Genomic DNA, 17,234 nt, shown 5'->3' with positions numbered 1-17,234 from the left:
AGCGGGCTGACTATACAGCCCGCTTGACTTTGCCAGATTTAAGGCATTTTGTACAAATTTTCATGCGTCGTGTTTCGCCAGCGCCAAGATCAACCTTCACATTCTGCAGATTGACAAGCCAACGTCTTCTTGTATGACGATTGGAATGGCTGACAGCGTTTCCTGTAACAGGTCCGCGGCCGCAACATTCACAAACTCTAGCCATTGATTTTCCGCCTCCTCCGAAGGAAATAATGTTCGAACAGGTGGATTTTATCACAGGTTAGGCAGGTAGAGCAATTGTTCTATGTAAAAAAGGGGGATCAATTATGAATTTCAGTCAGAAATTAGATGAAATACAAAAGATCGTACATACATTAGAAAAAGATGAACTGCCTCTTGAAGCAGCCCTGGAGCTGTTTGAGCAGGGCGTGAGCCTCGTAAAAGAATGCCAGGTCTATTTAACACAAGCCGAGCAAAAAATTTTTCTTCTAACCAACTCTGGAAAAGAAGAGCCGTTGAACATGGAGCTCAAAGAAAACAATGATGAATGACATGGTAAAAAGAGAGCTTGAAAAAAACCGAGTATGGTTTGAGGACCACCTTAACTCTCTGTGTTCATCAAGACCTGAAAACATTCCCCCCCGGCTTTGGGAATCCATGACATACTCTCTTCAGGCAGGGGGAAAAAGACTTCGTCCCATATTATGTGTCAAAGCAGCAGAATCAGTAGGAGGGGAAAAAGAAAAGGTTCTTCCCATGGCATTAGCGCTGGAAATGGTTCATACCGCTTCTTTAATACACGATGATCTTCCGGCCATGGATAATGATTCTCTTAGACGGGGAAAACCCACAAACCATATGATCTATGGCGACGCATTGGCTATTCTTGCTGGTGACGCCCTCCTGGCATGGGCCTTTGAATATTCTCTTAAAGGGCTCATGGATAGAGGAGTGCCCCCTTCTTCAATAGTTCAGGCGCTTTCTATTTTTGCCCAGGCAGTAGGACCTTCCGGAATATGTGGTGGGCAAGTTCTCGATACCGACCCCGCAAGCTTTACTTCGTCACTTTCCTTTGTAGCCAACATTGCTCTACAAAAGACAGCTGTGCTTCTTCAGGCATCATTGGTTACGGGAGCTATTCTGGGAGGAGCTTCTCAAGAAATAGCGGGAGCCTTTGGAAAATACGGACGCCATTTGGGTTTGGCGTTCCAGATTGTTGACGATATACTAGATGTAACGTCTTCACCAGAAGAACTGGGGAAAACTCCCGGTAAAGATGCGGCGCAACAAAAAATTACGTTTGTCACACAGTTCGGATTGGAAGAGGCTCGTAAAATGGCTTTAAAAGAAAGTAAAGAGGCTGCAGAATCTCTCTTTATGCTAGGTTCCTCAGCAGTTTTTTTCCAAAAACTGGCTCTCTCCCTTTCCAAACGAAGTCGTTGACGTCGTAAAGGAGGCAACACTGCAAAGATCATGCGAATTTTGAACAAACTGACAGACTATCGTGATCTAAAAGATATGTCCCGCGGAGCCCTGGATTTTTTATGCCAGGATATACGGGAAGAGATTATACGAGTTGTAACCAAAAACGGGGGACATCTAGCATCGTCTCTTGGCGCCGTTGAACTTATCGTGGCACTATTGCGGCAATTCAACCCCCTTGAAGATAGAATTATTTTCGACGTAGGACATCAGGCCTACGCTTATAAGATTCTCACTGATAGAAAAGATCAGTTTGCCACCCTTCGTCAATGGGGTGGAATAAGCGGCTTTCCCAAGCGTGAAGAAAGCCCCTGTGACCATTTCAACGTTGGACATAGCAGTACTTCCTTATCCGCTGCCCTAGGGTACTGTAAAGCCCGTGATATTCAGAACCAAAAGCACCATGTGGTGGCTGTCATTGGCGATGGAGCTCTTTTGAATGGATTGTCCTTTGAAGCCTTAAACTACACAAAAGACGCCCATACCAAAGTGATATACATACTGAATGATAACAAAATGTCCATCGGCCATCGTGTTGGAGGCTTTGCATCTCATTTGGCCAAATTAAGCTCTAGCCAGGCATATAACAGCTTGAAGAAATATATTAAAGAATCCTGCGCCTCTATACCTCAGGGTCAGTCAATAGAAAATGTTTTGGCTAAATTTAAGGACCATATAAAATCCCTGGTGAAACCTGACAATATCTTTGACGAACTTGATATCAATTATTGGGGCCCCTTTGACGGACATAACATAGAGGAAATGGAAACGGTTCTTAAAATGGCAAAAAGCTATCATAAGTCCGTACTGATCCATGTAGTGACGAAAAAGGGGAAAGGGCTTCCCTGTGCTGAAAAACATCCTGATACCTATCATGGAGTACCTGTAAATGGATTTGTAAAAAAAACTACAGGTACAAGCTGGAGTGCTTCCGCTACTGAAGTATTATGCTCAATGGCAGAAAAGGATTCCCGTATAGTCTGTCTCACAGCAGCCATGAAGAATGGAACCCGCCTCGATGAATTTGCCCTCCGTTTTCCCGACCGTTTCTTTGATGTGGGAATAGCCGAAGAGCATATGCTTACCATGGCGGCCGGGATGGCGGCCGGTGGGCTCAGACCGGTTGTGTTCATCTATTCCACCTTTCTTCAAAGGGCTATGGATCAGCTGGCCCACGATATCGCCCTTCAAGATCTCCCTGTGGTCATAGCCGTGGATAGAGGAGGCCTTGTCGGTGAAGACGGGGAAACGCATCAGGGACTTTTTGATATTGCCTGGTGCAAAACTATACCTAACGTAAATATGCTTATTCCTAGAGACAGGATAGATCTCGAAAAAGCCTTTCAGTTCGGCCTGGCTCACCATAAGCCAACAATCATCCGATATTCAAGGGGAATTGCCCCGGAAGCAATAATTCGTCATGAGACAACGCCGGCACTATCCCCTTTTCAGAGTGAAATCCTGATGGATGGTAAGGAGTGGACCCTTATAGGGATGGGGGCGACCATTGATCTCTGCCTGAAAAGCCGGGAAAGGGCCATAGAGGAAGGAGTACCAGCCCCATCTGTTATGGACCTTCGATGTGCCAAACCCCTGGACTGGACCACCCTTGACAAAACCCTCCAAAAGGATAACCTCGTAATCATTTTGGAAGAGGGGTATAAATTCGGCGGGGTAGGCGAAGCCATTGCGTCCAGAAGCGCAGAATTCGCTTTTAAAGCCCGTGTTCTCCCTTTAGGGATCCCCGATCTCTTCGTTCCTCACGGAACACCCGCAATTCAAAGAGAATACTGCGGCTTAACGTATCAGAGAGTGGTGAATTGTTATAAAGAAGAAGCTCAAAGAAAGAGTCGATAAACTTATTGTAGAAAGAAAACTGGCTGCAACAAGGGCGAAGGCTCAGGCTCTTATTCTGGAAGGCAAGGTCTTCTCGTCCCAGCAAAAAATTGATAAAGCTGGAACCTTGCTTCCGGAAGACGCACCTCTTGAAATAAGAACAAACGAGAGTGAATGGGTGAGCAGAGGCGCCTATAAACTTCTACGGGCTCTTGAGGTTTTTTCTGTGGATCCGAAAGGCAAGGTTTGCATGGATTTGGGAGCGTCTACCGGTGGTTTTACAGATGTTCTTCTTGCTAGAGGGGCCCGTCGAGTTTACGCAGTGGATGTGGGCTATGGCCAGTTAGCCTGGAAATTGCGAAACGATTCAAGAGTGGTCGTTATGGAACGAACTAACGCCCGCTATTTGCAGCGGGAGCATTTTGATGAGCCTCTGGACATGGTGACCATTGATGCTTCCTTTATTTCATTGAAGCTCCTCCTCCCTGTAGTTGACAGTCTTATTTCAAAGGGAGGAAGTATAATATGTCTTGTAAAACCACAGTTCGAGGCAGGGAAAGACCGCCTTGGTAAGGGTGGAATCGTTCGAAAGCCCGAAATTCATAAAGATATTCTCACGGAGGTTGCATTTTTTATAGAAGAACAAACAACATTGCGGCTTAAGGGAGCTACATGGTCTCCCATAAAAGGGCCAAAAGGAAACATAGAGTTTTTATTCTACCTGCAAAAAAATGGGCATGGGAATTCTCATGCCATTGATTTTGATACACTAGTAGAAGAAAGCCATAGAACTCTTATAAATTGAGAAGAAAGGGAAGAGAATTGATGGAAAAGAAGATTGGCATGCTCGTCAACACACAAAAGAAAGGTGCACTCGATATGGCCAACCGTCTTGTTCAATGGGGGAAAAAGAAAGGAATAGTTTTTCTCTTTCCACCCCACGAAGCTTCCATATTGGGGGTGCAAGCGACTCCTGACGACGTATGGAAATCCACAATAGACTTCGCTGTGGTTATTGGCGGTGATGGTACCTTTCTACGGGCAAGCCGATATATACTCAATCACTCTATTTCCCTATATGGTATTAATCTCGGACACCTAGGATTTCTAGCTTGCGGGAAACCAGAAGAAGCCGAAGCTGACCTGGAACAGATTTTACGTGAAGAATACGCACTGCAGCAGCATCGTATCCTTGAGGGAATTATCTGGAGGGAAGGACGGCGCAAGCATACGCTCTATGCCCTCAACGATCTCGTTCTTACCAAAGGGGCCTTTGCCAGAGTCATTACTATAGAAATCCGCATAGACAATCGTTATTTCAATATGTTACCGGCAGATGGCGTTATTGTTTCCACTCCTACAGGTTCAACCGCGTACGCTCTTTCAGCGGGAGGGCCCATTGTGCCTCCCCATGTTCCTTGTATGGTGCTTGCTCCCATCTGTGCCCACACCTTATATGCCCGTCCCGTTATCGTAGGAGAAAATGACGTTATCAGCCTCATCCCTCGTGGAACCCATCGTGACCTTATGCTAACCCAGGATGGGCAGCTTGGATATGAGATTTTGCCAGGAGACCGTATCGAGCTTTCTCTTTCCCGAGATAAAGTTGTCAATGTCGTGACACTGCCTCAAAGAACATACTTTGATCTCCTACAGGAAAAGCTGAAGTGGGGACAAGGTATCGAGCGAAACGAAAACAAGGAGTGAGGCCGGTGCTCGAAGAGCTTTCGTTACGAAATATAGGAGGGCTGGATTCTGCCCACCTACACTTTAAGGGGCGTTTTATAGCCATTACTGGTGAAAGCGGCGCGGGGAAAAGCAGCATTGTGAGGGCTCTGGAGTTTGCCAGTGGCAAGAGGGCCCAATCTGAGCTGATTCGGGCCGGTGAGGAAGAAGCAGAAGTAATTGCCCTTTTTTTCTGCCCTAGAACCCTTCAGTTACCAGAAGAGATAAGCTCTGAAGAGGGAAACCTCTTTTTAAAACGAGTCTTTACAAGAAATGGACGAGGAAAGACCTTCATACAGGGAAAGCTTTTTCCTCTCTCACTTTTTAATGAAGTGGCAGCACCCCTATTGCGCATACAAAGCCAGTTCGCACAACTTGAGCTTCTTGATTCAGACAGACAACGGGACATACTCGACAGTTATGGCGGCGAAGAAATAATTTGTCTGAAAAACGAATTACGTTCCGTCTTTTCTAATGCTCTGTTGAAAGAGAAGGAGCTGCGGTCCATAGAAAAGAAACAAAAGGAAGTTATAGATCGATATGAGAATGCCAATTCGATCCTTCAGTCCTTTAAGAACATTTCTCCTGAACCCAACAGCGAGGCGATATGGGAGGGACGTCTTGAAAGGATATCTAAAAGCATAGATGAACATACCAAACTAGAGCAGATACTCGCGTGGTTAACAGGAGGAAAAACTGGGGAGGGCATCACTGACTCTATAGAGAACCTGTGCCTCGAGTTGACTCAGATTATTTCCCCTGATACTGAAAAGGGCTCTAAATATCAAGAGCTGGGGAACAGCGCCCTTGTCTTCTTACAGAAACTTTCCCAAAGTTTAACCGTTCTTTTATCAGAACAATCACTTTCGGATCTTTATGCCGAGCAGGAAGAAATTGAAAATAAATTAGGAACGCTGCGAAAGCTTAAGCGTTTGGCAGGCGTCAGGACCCTTGAAGAACTTACCAACTATTGCAAAGAGGCTGAAATGAACCTGACATGGCTCAATGAGAGCTATCGGCGCTCAGAGCAAAGTGGAGCAGAAGCAAAGAAACTGAGAAGAGAAGCGAGCAGACTGGCACTTGAGCTCAGAAAGAAGAGGGAAAGAACAGCCCGTTCCCTTGAAGAGGCTGTCAACCATTCTCTCCGGGACATGGCCATGGAGGATATAACATTTTCAATAACCCTCTCAGACCTTGGCAAGATTAAAAGTACCGGTGCTGATGAAATCTCGTTTTTAATGGCAAGCGGAATGATGCCTCCTGGACCGGTAATGAAAATAGCCTCAGGAGGGGAGTTGAGCAGGCTGTTGTTAGCTTTGCAACTGGCCCTTCCTGATAGCCAACTTCCTGGAACCCTCGTATTTGATGAGGTTGAAGCTGGGCTGGGGGGGAAAGCCGCGGTTTTAGCCGGATACAAGCTCAAACAACTTGCAGAAAAGTGCCGGGTAATATTAATCACCCATGAAGCTACTATAGCGGCATTAGCTGAACAACACTTTGTAGTGGCCCGACAGGAAAATAAAAGCTTTATTAAAGAAATAGAAAAGGACGAGCGGGTACTTGAGATTGCCAGGATGCTTTCGGGAAACACAACTCTTCTTGAAGCCCAGGAGCATGCCGGTAAACTTCTATCTCAATAGTTGACTTCTTATTCGAAGAAACGTACAATGCTAAAGCTTATGTATAAATAACGCTTGGGATAGGTTTAAAAGCGAAAGCTACCTACACATACCCAGCGGGAGGAGGACATTTCTTAATGTATGCTATTGTAGAAACAGGTGGGAAACAGTATAGGGTAGAGTCTGGAGACGTAGTGCGTATCGAAAGCCTTCACGTAGATGAAGGGGCATCTCTGGTCTTTGATAAGATTCTTATGGTATCTAATGACAGTGAAGTTCAGGTGGGGACACCTTATCTTTCTGACGCAACAGTAAATGCTACTGTCGTTCGGCACGGAAGAGCCCCAAAGATTCTTGTCTTCAAGTATAAAAGCAAGAAGAATTACCGACGGATGAGGGGACATCGTCAGAATTTTACAGAAGTTAAAATCGACTCCATCAACGCCTAGATAAGGCGTAACGATCTCTCACAGTTATGACAATTATTACTATTACAAGACAAAGCGGGGAGATCGTTTCAGTGGAAGCAATGGGGCACTCTGGATACGCTAAAGCAGGAAGTGACATTGTTTGTGCAGGAATATCAGCACTTGTTCAAGCTTTAGCAGTGGGAATCAAAGAGGTGGCCTGCGTCGAGAAAGCTTCTTTTTTAGTGGATGAAGAAAACGCCACCATAAAAATATGGTGGCCCAGAACCGAAAAAAAAGAGATACAGGTGCTGGCTGAAACAATAGTTTTATCTCTAAAGACAATTTCTGAAAGTTATGCCGGTTATGTTAAATTTATGGAGGTGCGAAAATAATGCGTATCAATTTTTTTGATCTGCAGTTCTTTGCTCATAAAAAGGGTCAGGGAAGCACAACAAACGGCCGAGACAGCATTGGCAAACGGCTTGGAATAAAGAAATACGCAGGGGAAGTAGTGAAAGGCGGAAATATCCTTGTTCGTCAGCGCGGGACAAAAGTCCATCCTGGCTTGAATGTGGGGCGCGGTAAGGATGACACTCTTTTTGCTCTTTCAGCAGGAGTTGTGAAATATCATACAAAAGGTGACAGAAAATTTGTTTCTATAGAAACTATGTAACCCTTATGACGGTAAATTTTATGTCATTTAAGTTTATATTTTGTATATAAAAACAAGGGCCTTGCAGATTGGCCCTTGTTTTTCATTAGAACACCGGATGGTGGTAAAGTATGAAATTTGTTGATCTAGTACGTATTATGGTCAGAGCCGGACGAGGCGGAAACGGCTGCATTAGCTTTCGCCGTGAGAAGTTTGTCCCAAAAGGCGGCCCAGATGGAGCTAACGGCGGCAACGGTGGGAATATCATTCTCAAAGCAGTAGAGGGCATTCATACCTTAGCTGACTTCGAATTTGAAAAGAAATTTAGAGCAGAACATGGTGAACCTGGACAAGGACAAAAGAAAGTCGGTAAGACAGGCAAAGACCTTATTATTCTCGTCCCCTGTGGTACTATAGTATACGATGAGAATACTGGCGAACCACTCGCCGACCTTGTAGAACCTGGCGACCAGGTAGTAGCAGCAAAGGGAGGCAAGGGAGGCAGAGGGAATATGCATTTTGCAACCTCTATGAGAAGGGTTCCAAGATTCTCAGAAAAAGGCGATGAAGGAGAAGAAAGAAACCTGCGGCTTGAACTCAAACTCATTGCAGATGTCGGATTAGTAGGCCTTCCTAATGCAGGGAAATCAAGTCTTTTGGCCGCAATTTCCAATGCGCGGCCTAAGATAGCTGGATACCCCTTTACAACACTTTCTCCTAATCTAGGGATCCTTGCGGTAGATGACGATCGAATTGTAGTCGCAGATGTGCCTGGACTAATAGAAGGCGCGCACGAGAATAAAGGGCTGGGTATATATTTTCTCCGCCATATAGAGCGGACCCGTGTTCTTATTCATGTTCTTGACCTAAGTGTGGGCACCCCAGAGGATGTGCTTTACCAATGGGAAGTCATTTGCAGTGAATTTAAAGCCTATAAGGAAAGTCTTCTAGAAAGGCCTTATATGGTGGTGGGCAACAAGATAGATATAGAGCGAGGCCGTGAAAATGCCCCAGCTATAGAGTCTTTTATGAAAGCCAGGAATATCCCCTATTACAACACAAGTGCCATTACTGGCGAAGGGATAGCCGAGTTTATGGGAAATATCGTAGCACTGTGCAGAGAACATACCAGGCCTCACAGCGAGATACGTCTATTTGAAACTCTGGAACACCCAGAAGAAAGAACTGCAACTTCAAGAAGAAGATTTGAAAAGGCCCGTGTTGTCAAACTTGAAGATGACGCTGGATTCAGAGTCATCCATGAAGGACTGGAAAAAATACTGAAGCGTTACGATTTTGAACAGGACGACGCGTTGTATCATTTCGCAAGGCTTCTCAAAAAATATCGTATTGAAGAGCTTTTGGAAAAAGAAGGTGCCAAAGAAGGAGATACAGTGGTTATAGGGGAAATAGAATTCGAATACCAACCCGAACAGGTTCAAGAGTAAAAGCGGGAGGACAATGCTTGTGAATTTGGACGGACATGTGATTCGAACTAGAAAAATAGGAATAATGGGTGGGACATTCGATCCCATCCATTATGGACATCTTCTGGCAGCGGAAGAAACCTTTTTTGCGTTGGGTCTTGATGAGGTAATATTTGTCCCTACCGGAGATCCACCACATAAACGCATGAAGGGCGTTTCCTTAGCGGAAGATCGCTATACTATGACACTATTGGCAACGCTTGCCAATCCTCATTTCAAACTGTCGAGGATTGAAATTGACCGCAAAGAGTCTAGCCATACAGTAGACACGTTGCGGGAGATGCGCCATTGGTACGCACCGGATAGCGTTCAGTTTTTCTTTATTACTGGCCTTGATGCCGTGCTAAACATCACTACATGGAAAGAATACAAGACTCTTCCTACGTTATGCAAGATTGTTGCAGTTAATAGACCAGGCTACCAAACAGAAAAATTGGGGTTACTTCCTGATCTATTGCCAGAAGAGTTTAAAGGACATGTTATACCTCTTGAAACGCCTCTTCTTTCCATTTCCAGCACAGAAATTAGGAAACGCATTGAAAGCGGAAAAAACATACGCTATTTAGTGCCGGAGCTTGTAGAACGGTATATCTATAAAAAAGGTCTATACAAAAGGATTGGGCGGTGAGTGGAATGAAAATCACCAAAATCGCGTTAATTGCCACTTTAGCTGTACTTTCAATAGGAGCAGGTGTTTTCTTTCGACTGCAAAACATTGTTGCCCCTCAACCAGAACATATAAAAGAAAGTATTTCCTATGACAAGGAAACTGGGAATATAAATGTTCTCGTAGTAGGCATTGATGATGTGGAAGGAGGACATCGCTCTGATACCATTGGACTTGCGACCATTGACATAGACGATAAAATTGTTCGTTTCATGTCTCTCCCAAGAGATACACGAGTACAAATCCCGGGGCATGGCTGGCAAAAACTCAATCACGCCTATGCTTACGGTGGAACTGACCTGTTACGGCAAACCATTATCAATTATCTTGGTCTTCCAATTAATTATCATGTACTGGTCAACTATGAAAGCTTCCCTAAAATAGTTGACATGATTGGTGGAGTAGAGATCAACGTGGAAAAAAGACTATACTATCAGGATAAGGCAGGAAAACTTTTCATCAATATACCTAAAGGACTGCGACAAATGAACGGAAAGACAGCCCTTGAATATGTACGTTTTAGAAATGATGCCTTGGGAGATATTGGAAGAGTGCAGCGACAACAGCAATTTATCAAAGCAGTCATGAAGAAGGTACAATCACCAGAGATGCTGCCAAAGCTGCCAGACTTCGCAAAGGAGATCCTTAATCTCGTCAATACGAACATGACAATGACCCAGGCAGTACAGTTGACTTCCTATCTCAGAGATATAAATACTCAAAATATGGCATTTTTTACATTGCCAGGAAAAGCCGCTTATATATCTAATGTAAGCTACTGGCTTGGAGACCTCGCTGCGGCATCAACGTTACTCAGCGGCCCGTTGCCTGGAGAAGAAAGTGCCGCAGAAGAAGCCGCAACTCAAACAGCAGCTATACAGACAGTAGAAGAACAGAACTTAATGGAACTTGTAAAAAAGCTGAACATGCCTATAGCTATTCTTAACGGAGACGGGCAAGCGGGACTAGGCAAGACAGCATCTTCCTATTTCCAAAAAGCCGGAATTGACGTCGCCTATGTAGGAAATGCCAAACATTATGACTACCATTATTCAAGCATACAATACCCGACCAAAAAGGGCGATGAAGCACAGCAAAACGCAAATATACTCAAAGAGATCTGTGGTATTTCGAATCAGCTTGTACAAGTAAACGAAACAATAGCCCACGTAACGCTTGTACTTGGACACGATAAGGATACAATATTAAATAGAGTAAAGAACATTACAACAAAACAGTAAAGGGAGGGATCATCCGCGAATGAGTGATAAAAAGGAGTTAGTGAACCAATATATGTTTTTACTTGACGCTCTGGCCGATAAAAGGGGCCTAGATATTACCCTGATGGATCTTGGGGAAAAATCAACCATATCAGATACCTTTATACTCGTGACGGCCAATTCAGATATTCATATGGGAACCCTGCTAAACGCGACAGAAGAAGCACTCGACAAAAAAGGGGTGTCATCGATTATAGAAGGACGCAACAGCACCCAGTGGTGCCTGATAGATGCGGGAAACATTGTTATTCATATATTTAGCCGCAAGGGACGAGAATTTTATCATTTAGAAAAGGTCTGGGGAGATTGTCCTTCTTATTCATACGAATATCTTGACTAATAAAATTTAAAGCTCAATTTTTTTCTTAAAAGAATTATAAGTAGAAATTGAAGCTCAAAGAGCAAAGAGATCCGTAAACTACCTGCGGATCTCTTTTTTATTATTTTTAACAAGAGCTAAATGAGGAGAGAAGTAAAGGAGTGTAGTTTTAGATAGTGTCATATAATGTATCTTATGTTGCGTAAAAGGTCGTTTTAAAGTCATAATCGGTACGCTTTTTAAACTTTTGACATTTTCGCTAAATAGGCCCTTTTTGCCAATTATTTCTCTCTATTTATACTTAAACAACAAGCCAAGCACAAAATTGCACTTTTCTTCGTGCTCGGCTTGTTGTTAGAAGGAATAGAGGGGATAGATTGAAACTATGCTTTATGTTACTTCATATCTCTGGCCTGAACCCAGATAACAGCATCTTGACTTAACTCCTTGCCTTCATGTGTATTCTTAGGCCCTACACCGAGGGCCGCAAATCCCCACCAGCCTTTACGAGGAATGCCGAAGGTGAAACAACCATTTGCATCGGCTTTAATCGTCATCGTAACAAATGCATCCTGTGGAGCTTCTACATGGGCTTCTTTTGCAAAACTGTTTTTATCCATAAGTGGTTCATGATTTAAATATTCAACTTCAATTTCGGCAAAAGGAACGGGATTGCCTTCGCTTTTGACAATACCTCTAAATACATTTCCTGTCCAAAGTGCATAGGGTTTGTCAAGGGGAACTATTTCAGCCGGAAGTCCCATTTCTCCATCCCAATCCGTAGGAATTCCGGCAACATTAACTACAACTTTTGTCATTTGCTGGATGTAGGCATCCTCCTGTGCTTCGAAATAAGGAGCTGGGATGAGACAAAATACAAAATCTCCCATACCTCTAAGCTTGTAAGACCGTTCAAAAGCTTTTTCACTATTAGTAAGGCTTGTCCAGGTAATCTGTTTAGTTTCTTTGAGCAAATTTGTCTTTTTTTCTTTGTGAACCACATAAAATGCTTCAGGCTGCTCCATTTTCATAGTATGGCCAGCTTCAAAGGGATGGGTAAACACTAGTTTAAGATCAATATCCCCGCCTTTTTCAAGGGCACTCTCGGAAGTATACACCATTTGAAAGTGCGCAAAGGCCGGAAGAGCAAAAACACAAACCATGATACCTGTTAAAAGTGCTTTGGTTGCATTCTTTATCATCATCATTTTCTCTCCTTTGCTTTGTCAATCACAACTATTAACGATATAATCTTTGGTGTTCTATGCACGGTTTTACTCATTTTCAAGTGGCCGCTACCAAGGAAACGAGCGCCGTTTCCTTGGTAGCGCTTTTTTCAGTCTGTGATATCCTCACCTTTTACTTCAACAATGTGACCTGGACCTGCGTCAAAAACTACAACAAAAGGAACGTCTGGCTTTTCAAAACAGAACTCACTCAACTCATCCATTTTTCCTTCTATAAGAACTTCTCCATCACTATCCTGGACCGTCATTTTTACTCCTGTTGCAGACGAACCATCGGAAAACCCGCCTTCACATGTAATTGTTCCGTCTCCATTCAAGTAGCAATAGCACATAGGAGTGTGTGCCAAAGCTCCCGTACTCATTACAAACGACGCAAACAATGCCATTATTAAAGCTGCTAATATTTTTCGTCTCATGCGTCAATCACCTCCTTCCCCAATAAACCTTCATCAGTATATTCATCAAAAACTGTTCCTTTTATTTTCCCCAAGAGGAACGCTGTCAATAAAACCAGCCCATAAAAAACAAACATCGCTTGTTTCCCTGTTAGGCCTAAAAACATTCCTCCCGTGTAAACAATAGTTGCCAAAACAGTGCCTAATATGATGGGATATCCTAAAGCGATAAACGCCCATTTCCACCCACCAGCTTCAGAGAAGGGCTGCAATACATGGCGGATACATGGCCATAAAAATCATTAACGCCAAGGCATGAAGAGAAGTAAATCCTGCTTCTTGCTCTTTCATGCTTTCTTCAAGAGTTTGTCCTTCCTCTCGCGGTTGATAAAGCATCCCAAGAGTAGCAACACTGCTCTCTTTTGCCGCCAGGGAACTTAAAAGAGCTACGTTGACTTTCCAGTTAAAGCCAGCAAAACGTGTTATTGGCTCTAAGGCTTTTCCCGTTATGCCCAGAAAACTCTTATGCAACGTTTCATCTTTCATTTCCATCAATAAAATAGCCCTGTCTCGTTTCATCTGTTTAAAGGCTTTGCTAAAAGCTTTGCCTCCTTTTCCCTTTGCATTTAACAAGGGATAGGCATCTGGATAACGTTCTTCAAATTTTTTTTCAAATTTTTCTTTTCTTGCATCAGAGGCATTTAAAAGTACCCGTTTCTGATTTTTATAGCGCTCTTCAACAGCAAGATAACGAACAATATTTGATTCAGAACGAAGCTGTTCATAAAAGGGCGTCCCTTCAATTCGAGAAAGAAAAGAAACGTTTATCTGTTCTGCCCGATTTCTATAGTCACTTTTTCGCTCTTCATTTAGAGAAGGATAATTTGTCAAAAAGAAAACTACAACGGCGACGATCATAATGATTGTGATAACTTTTTTTACAAACAACCAGGTTCTTTCCACAGATCTCACAACAACACCACGTACAGTGGGAATATGATAAGGCGGCATTTCGAGCACAAAGGGTGAGCTGGGTCTGTTTTTAAGCAAAGTCAACGTTAAAATTTTGGCTACAGAAAGAGCTAAAATAATAGTAATCGTTGAAATGAAGAACATGGCTGTAGCTTTTTCTTTCGCGAAATAAATACTGACAAGCAGTGTATAGAGGGGAACCTTGGCCAAACAATTCATTAGAGGTACAACAAGAATTGTAGCCAGCCTTGCTTTTTCATCAGCTATAACACGAGTTGCCATGACACCAGGAACAGCACATCCGCCTACAAAAACGCCACCCAGGATAAGAGGCAAAGTCGATTGCCCATGTAATCCAAAACGTCTAAAAAGTTTGTCTAGAATAAAAGCCATTCTCGGCATGTACCCCACGTCTTCGAGAACTGCGATCAGCGCAAAAAGCACTAAGAAAATAGGAATATAAATTAGCACGGAATTTATACTCGTAATTACATTTAATACAAGGATGCGTATGAGCGGTTCCTGGAAAAAACTGCCCGTGGGAAGAAATACCTCTACAGCATTACGAAATCCTTCGAGAAAAGGTATCATATAGTTTGTCAGTTTATATCCCTGTACAATAGACAACTCATACAAAAGGTAAATAATGCCGGCCAGAATAAGAGGACCCCAAATTCTGCTGCATACAAGCCTGTCGATTCTGTCTGTTAATGTAACAGAAACTTCCTTCGTTCTTATAACACAACTCTTTTCTATTTTTTCGGCAGCAATATGTCGTCTGAAGGCAATAAATCCTCTTGGAGTGTCATCGTGTTTTTTTTCAAAGTCCTCAACAACACTTTCCACAAAGGTCAACACTTTTTCGGGATCAGAGCAGTTATTTAATACTATTTTTTTTGCTACCTCATCTTCTTCAAGCAACTTTATTGCCAGCCATCTAAAAGGCACCTTGAAGAAGCTTTCTCTGATAGCTTCTTCAAGCCTCAATGAAAGGTCATCAAGATAGGGAGCAAGAACTCCGTAATCCACTTCAAAAACATCTTTACTCTCTTGTTTTCGCACTGTGCTTGAAGCTTCAAGGATGCTATCTTTTAACTCTTTTTTACCTTGCCCCTTATTGCCAACTGTTGTAACAACAGGAATATTCAATGCTTTCGCGAAGGCATCAGCATCAATCTTAAGCCCTCTCTTTTCAGCAACATCAACCATATTAAGGGCGATCAGGATCGGGGCTCCTATTTCTAAAAGCTGAAACGTAAGATAAAGGTGCCGTTTTAAATTTGAAGCATCGACAACATTCACGACAAGAGAGGGAGTCTGTTCTAAAATATAATCCCTTGCAATGCGCTCTTCTTCTGAATAGGAGGAAAGGCTATATGTGCCAGGCAAGTCAGTTAGAAGTGTTTTCCGGTTTTGCCAAGTAAATGAACCTGTTTTTATAGATACAGTTGCGCCTGGATAATTTGCGACAAACTGCCGCCCGCCAGTAAGCATGTTAAAGATTGTCGATTTACCGCAATTTGGCTGGCCAGCTAAAGCAATATGCATTTTTTCATGACTCATTGCTTCTCTACCTCCACAAATCTTGCCTCCTCATGCCGAATAGTAACGTGATGTCCATCTACTTTTATTTCTACAGGATCGACAAGAGGTGCGTTACGAATGACATGCACTTCCACTCCTGGGAAAAAACCGAGATCCATTAACCGTTGCCCTATTACGCCCCGAGCTCTGTTTTTACGAATTACTCCATGCTCGCCAGGCCGTAATTCATTCAAAGTAATCATGCCTTCAAGACCTGTCGTAAATGTTCTATGTGACCAATAAAACTTCCATAAAAAATGCCAACTCGCATAAAATGTTCCTCCTAACCTATAAGTTCTTCACATTCATACACATTTGATGGCCCAAAAAGTTAATTTTGTGATTGTTTACAGGATAAATAATATATGAGATTTTTAATTCTGAAGACAATGCACAATTTCTTTCTCATACTATGTCAATGTTGTGTGAAGAATACATACCCGCATTCCTTTTATATATTCGTAGAGCCTACCTGAGATTGCACTGAGGCAAGTATGTAGAATTTAAAAGCAGCAACGTAAACACCGCCTTAATGTTTTATCTATCAAACATAAAGAATTATACTCCGGCATGTTTGATTGGTCAAACATGCCGGAGGGAAACAATGTAGGCCCAGAATAAAATTCTGGGCCTACATTAACCAATCGTATTTATAAAAGATTTGTGAATTATTTTTTATCCTCTATGAAGTGATTCGTGAATAATTTCAAGCATAGAATCTGCTGTAATGGACGCTCCGCCAATAAGGGCTCCATCAATATCAGGTTCTTCAAGAAGGCTCGCAACATTTGCTGCTTTTACACTGCCGCCATAAAGTATATGGACGTCTCGATGTCCCTCCCCTTCAATGTCAATATTACCGTAATTACATAAAAGTGTGCGGGCATAGGAACATGCTTCTTCTGCATTTTCAGGGCTGGCTGTACGGCCTGTGCCTATGGCCCAAACAGGTTCGTATGCCCAAATTGTTTTTTTGATCTCTTCTTTTGTAAGGCCATTGACGGCCTTAAGAATTTGCCGCTCTATTACTTCAAAGGTTAAATCGGACTCCCTCTCCGAAAGAGTCTCTCCAAAACAAAGAACAGGTGTTAAACCATGATGGAGAGCCGCCTGCAATTTTTTATGAATAAGGTCGTCTGTTTCACCCATTATGTGCCTTCGCTCACTGTGGCCAATGAGGACATGACTACATCCCGTTTCTTTAAGCATTGGGAGTGAAATTTCGCCAGTAAACGCCCCTTTATCTTCATAAAAGCCATTTTGTCCCCCGAGAAAAATCCCTTTTTTAACGTTTTGAGCAAGAATTTCTGCGCCTACATACAGTGAAGTAAAAGGTGGGAAAATACAAACCTCTAAAAAACTTCTTTCCAGCTGGTCACAAATGACTGCGTCCTCACATATCTGCGCGGTGAGATCTTTAAAGAATATTTTCGTTTCTTCCAGGCCGTTGTTCATTTTCCAGTTTCCAAAAAGAAATATCTTTTTCACAGGAAAAAACTCCTTCCTTTTTGATCTTCTTTTAAAATTGAGACGGGAGCTTTTGGCTTCCCGTCTCCTCTAGTTGCGATCTATCTTTT

The 17,234-nt window shown here is 42.9% G+C and carries 19 protein-coding genes; 13 read left to right on the top strand and 6 right to left on the bottom strand.

What is annotated here, in order from left to right; genetic code table 11:
- Positions 1 to 10 precede the first annotated feature (10 nt).
- The gene (gene rpmB / locus BUC50_RS01335) at positions 11 to 205 is read right to left on the bottom strand and encodes a 50S ribosomal protein L28 (protein WP_013048251.1); all 195 of its coding nucleotides are present in this window, start codon (positions 203 to 205) and stop codon (positions 11 to 13) included.
- 103 nt (positions 206 to 308) lie between these two features.
- On the opposite strand from rpmB, the gene xseB reads away from it, so the two are divergent.
- The 13 genes from xseB to rsfS all read left to right on the top strand — a co-directional run bounded on the left by xseB (position 309) and on the right by rsfS (position 11,480).
- A complete protein-coding gene (gene xseB / locus BUC50_RS01330) occupies positions 309 to 533 on the top strand; it encodes an exodeoxyribonuclease VII small subunit (RefSeq protein WP_013048250.1) in 225 nt (74 codons plus the stop codon).
- Positions 523 to 1,425: a polyprenyl synthetase family protein gene (locus tag BUC50_RS01325; protein ID WP_013048249.1), complete on the top strand. Its 903-nt coding sequence runs from the start codon at positions 523 to 525 to the stop codon at positions 1,423 to 1,425. The genes xseB and BUC50_RS01325 overlap by 11 nt, the downstream gene beginning before the upstream one ends.
- Positions 1,426 to 1,455: 30 nt before the next feature.
- The gene (dxs, locus tag BUC50_RS01320; RefSeq protein ID WP_013048248.1) at positions 1,456 to 3,321 is read left to right on the top strand and encodes a 1-deoxy-D-xylulose-5-phosphate synthase; all 1,866 of its coding nucleotides are present in this window, start codon (positions 1,456 to 1,458) and stop codon (positions 3,319 to 3,321) included.
- Entirely contained in the window at positions 3,284 to 4,105 is an 822-nt protein-coding gene (locus tag BUC50_RS01315) for a TlyA family RNA methyltransferase (protein ID WP_338009586.1), read from the top strand. Before dxs ends, BUC50_RS01315 begins: the two co-directional genes overlap by 38 nt.
- Before the next feature lie 20 nt (positions 4,106 to 4,125).
- Positions 4,126 to 5,007, top strand: a complete 882-nt coding sequence (locus BUC50_RS01310; protein ID WP_013048246.1) for an NAD(+)/NADH kinase — start codon at positions 4,126 to 4,128, stop codon at positions 5,005 to 5,007.
- 5 nt (positions 5,008 to 5,012) lie between these two features.
- Positions 5,013 to 6,665 (top strand): DNA repair protein RecN, encoded by a 1,653-nt coding sequence (locus BUC50_RS01305; RefSeq protein ID WP_286677058.1) that lies wholly within the window; start codon positions 5,013 to 5,015, stop codon positions 6,663 to 6,665.
- Positions 6,666 to 6,781: 116 nt separating this feature from the next.
- Positions 6,782 to 7,093, top strand: a complete 312-nt coding sequence (gene rplU / locus BUC50_RS01300) for a 50S ribosomal protein L21 (protein WP_013048244.1) — start codon at positions 6,782 to 6,784, stop codon at positions 7,091 to 7,093.
- 26 nt (positions 7,094 to 7,119) lie between these two features.
- Positions 7,120 to 7,446 (top strand): ribosomal-processing cysteine protease Prp, encoded by a 327-nt coding sequence (locus BUC50_RS01295; RefSeq protein ID WP_013048243.1) that lies wholly within the window; start codon positions 7,120 to 7,122, stop codon positions 7,444 to 7,446.
- Positions 7,446 to 7,727 (top strand): 50S ribosomal protein L27, encoded by a 282-nt coding sequence (gene rpmA / locus BUC50_RS01290; protein ID WP_013048242.1) that lies wholly within the window; start codon positions 7,446 to 7,448, stop codon positions 7,725 to 7,727. Before BUC50_RS01295 ends, rpmA begins: the two co-directional genes overlap by 1 nt.
- A gap of 110 nt (positions 7,728 to 7,837) precedes the next feature.
- On the top strand, positions 7,838 to 9,154 hold the full coding sequence (gene obgE / locus BUC50_RS01285; RefSeq protein ID WP_286677057.1) for a GTPase ObgE: 1,317 nt from the start codon (positions 7,838 to 7,840) through the stop codon (positions 9,152 to 9,154).
- 19 nt (positions 9,155 to 9,173) lie between these two features.
- Entirely contained in the window at positions 9,174 to 9,821 is a 648-nt protein-coding gene (nadD, locus tag BUC50_RS01280; protein WP_013048240.1) for a nicotinate-nucleotide adenylyltransferase, read from the top strand.
- 5 nt (positions 9,822 to 9,826) lie between these two features.
- Positions 9,827 to 11,101 (top strand): LCP family protein, encoded by a 1,275-nt coding sequence (locus tag BUC50_RS01275; RefSeq protein ID WP_013048239.1) that lies wholly within the window; start codon positions 9,827 to 9,829, stop codon positions 11,099 to 11,101.
- A 19-nt stretch (positions 11,102 to 11,120) separates the two neighbouring features.
- Complete coding sequence (gene rsfS / locus BUC50_RS01270; RefSeq protein ID WP_013048238.1) at positions 11,121 to 11,480, top strand: ribosome silencing factor; 360 nt, start codon at positions 11,121 to 11,123, stop codon at positions 11,478 to 11,480.
- A gap of 374 nt (positions 11,481 to 11,854) precedes the next feature.
- Here the strand turns inward: rsfS and BUC50_RS01265 are convergent, their stop codons facing one another.
- The 5 genes from BUC50_RS01265 to tpiA all read right to left on the bottom strand — a co-directional run bounded on the left by BUC50_RS01265 (position 11,855) and on the right by tpiA (position 17,145).
- A complete protein-coding gene (locus BUC50_RS01265) occupies positions 11,855 to 12,664 on the bottom strand; it encodes a DUF4198 domain-containing protein (RefSeq protein ID WP_052292801.1) in 810 nt (269 codons plus the stop codon).
- A gap of 131 nt (positions 12,665 to 12,795) precedes the next feature.
- Positions 12,796 to 13,122: a hypothetical protein gene (locus tag BUC50_RS01260; protein WP_013048236.1), complete on the bottom strand. Its 327-nt coding sequence runs from the start codon at positions 13,120 to 13,122 to the stop codon at positions 12,796 to 12,798.
- A gap of 234 nt (positions 13,123 to 13,356) precedes the next feature.
- Positions 13,357 to 15,636, bottom strand: coding sequence for a ferrous iron transport protein B (feoB, locus tag BUC50_RS01255; RefSeq protein WP_286677056.1), 2,280 nt, complete (start codon positions 15,634 to 15,636; stop codon positions 13,357 to 13,359).
- Positions 15,633 to 15,860, bottom strand: coding sequence for a FeoA family protein (locus BUC50_RS01250; protein WP_244392450.1), 228 nt, complete (start codon positions 15,858 to 15,860; stop codon positions 15,633 to 15,635). The genes feoB and BUC50_RS01250 overlap by 4 nt, the downstream gene beginning before the upstream one ends.
- A gap of 472 nt (positions 15,861 to 16,332) precedes the next feature.
- Positions 16,333 to 17,145, bottom strand: coding sequence for a triose-phosphate isomerase (tpiA, locus tag BUC50_RS01245; protein ID WP_013048235.1), 813 nt, complete (start codon positions 17,143 to 17,145; stop codon positions 16,333 to 16,335).
- Positions 17,146 to 17,234 lie beyond the last annotated feature (89 nt).

The organism is Aminobacterium sp. EBM-42 (genome assembly GCF_001896635.1).
Taxonomy (GTDB): Bacteria; Synergistota; Synergistia; order Synergistales; family Aminobacteriaceae; genus Aminobacterium; species Aminobacterium colombiense.
The sequence above is the reverse complement of the archived record's forward strand: the minus strand, read 5'-3'. Positions and strand labels throughout refer to the sequence as shown.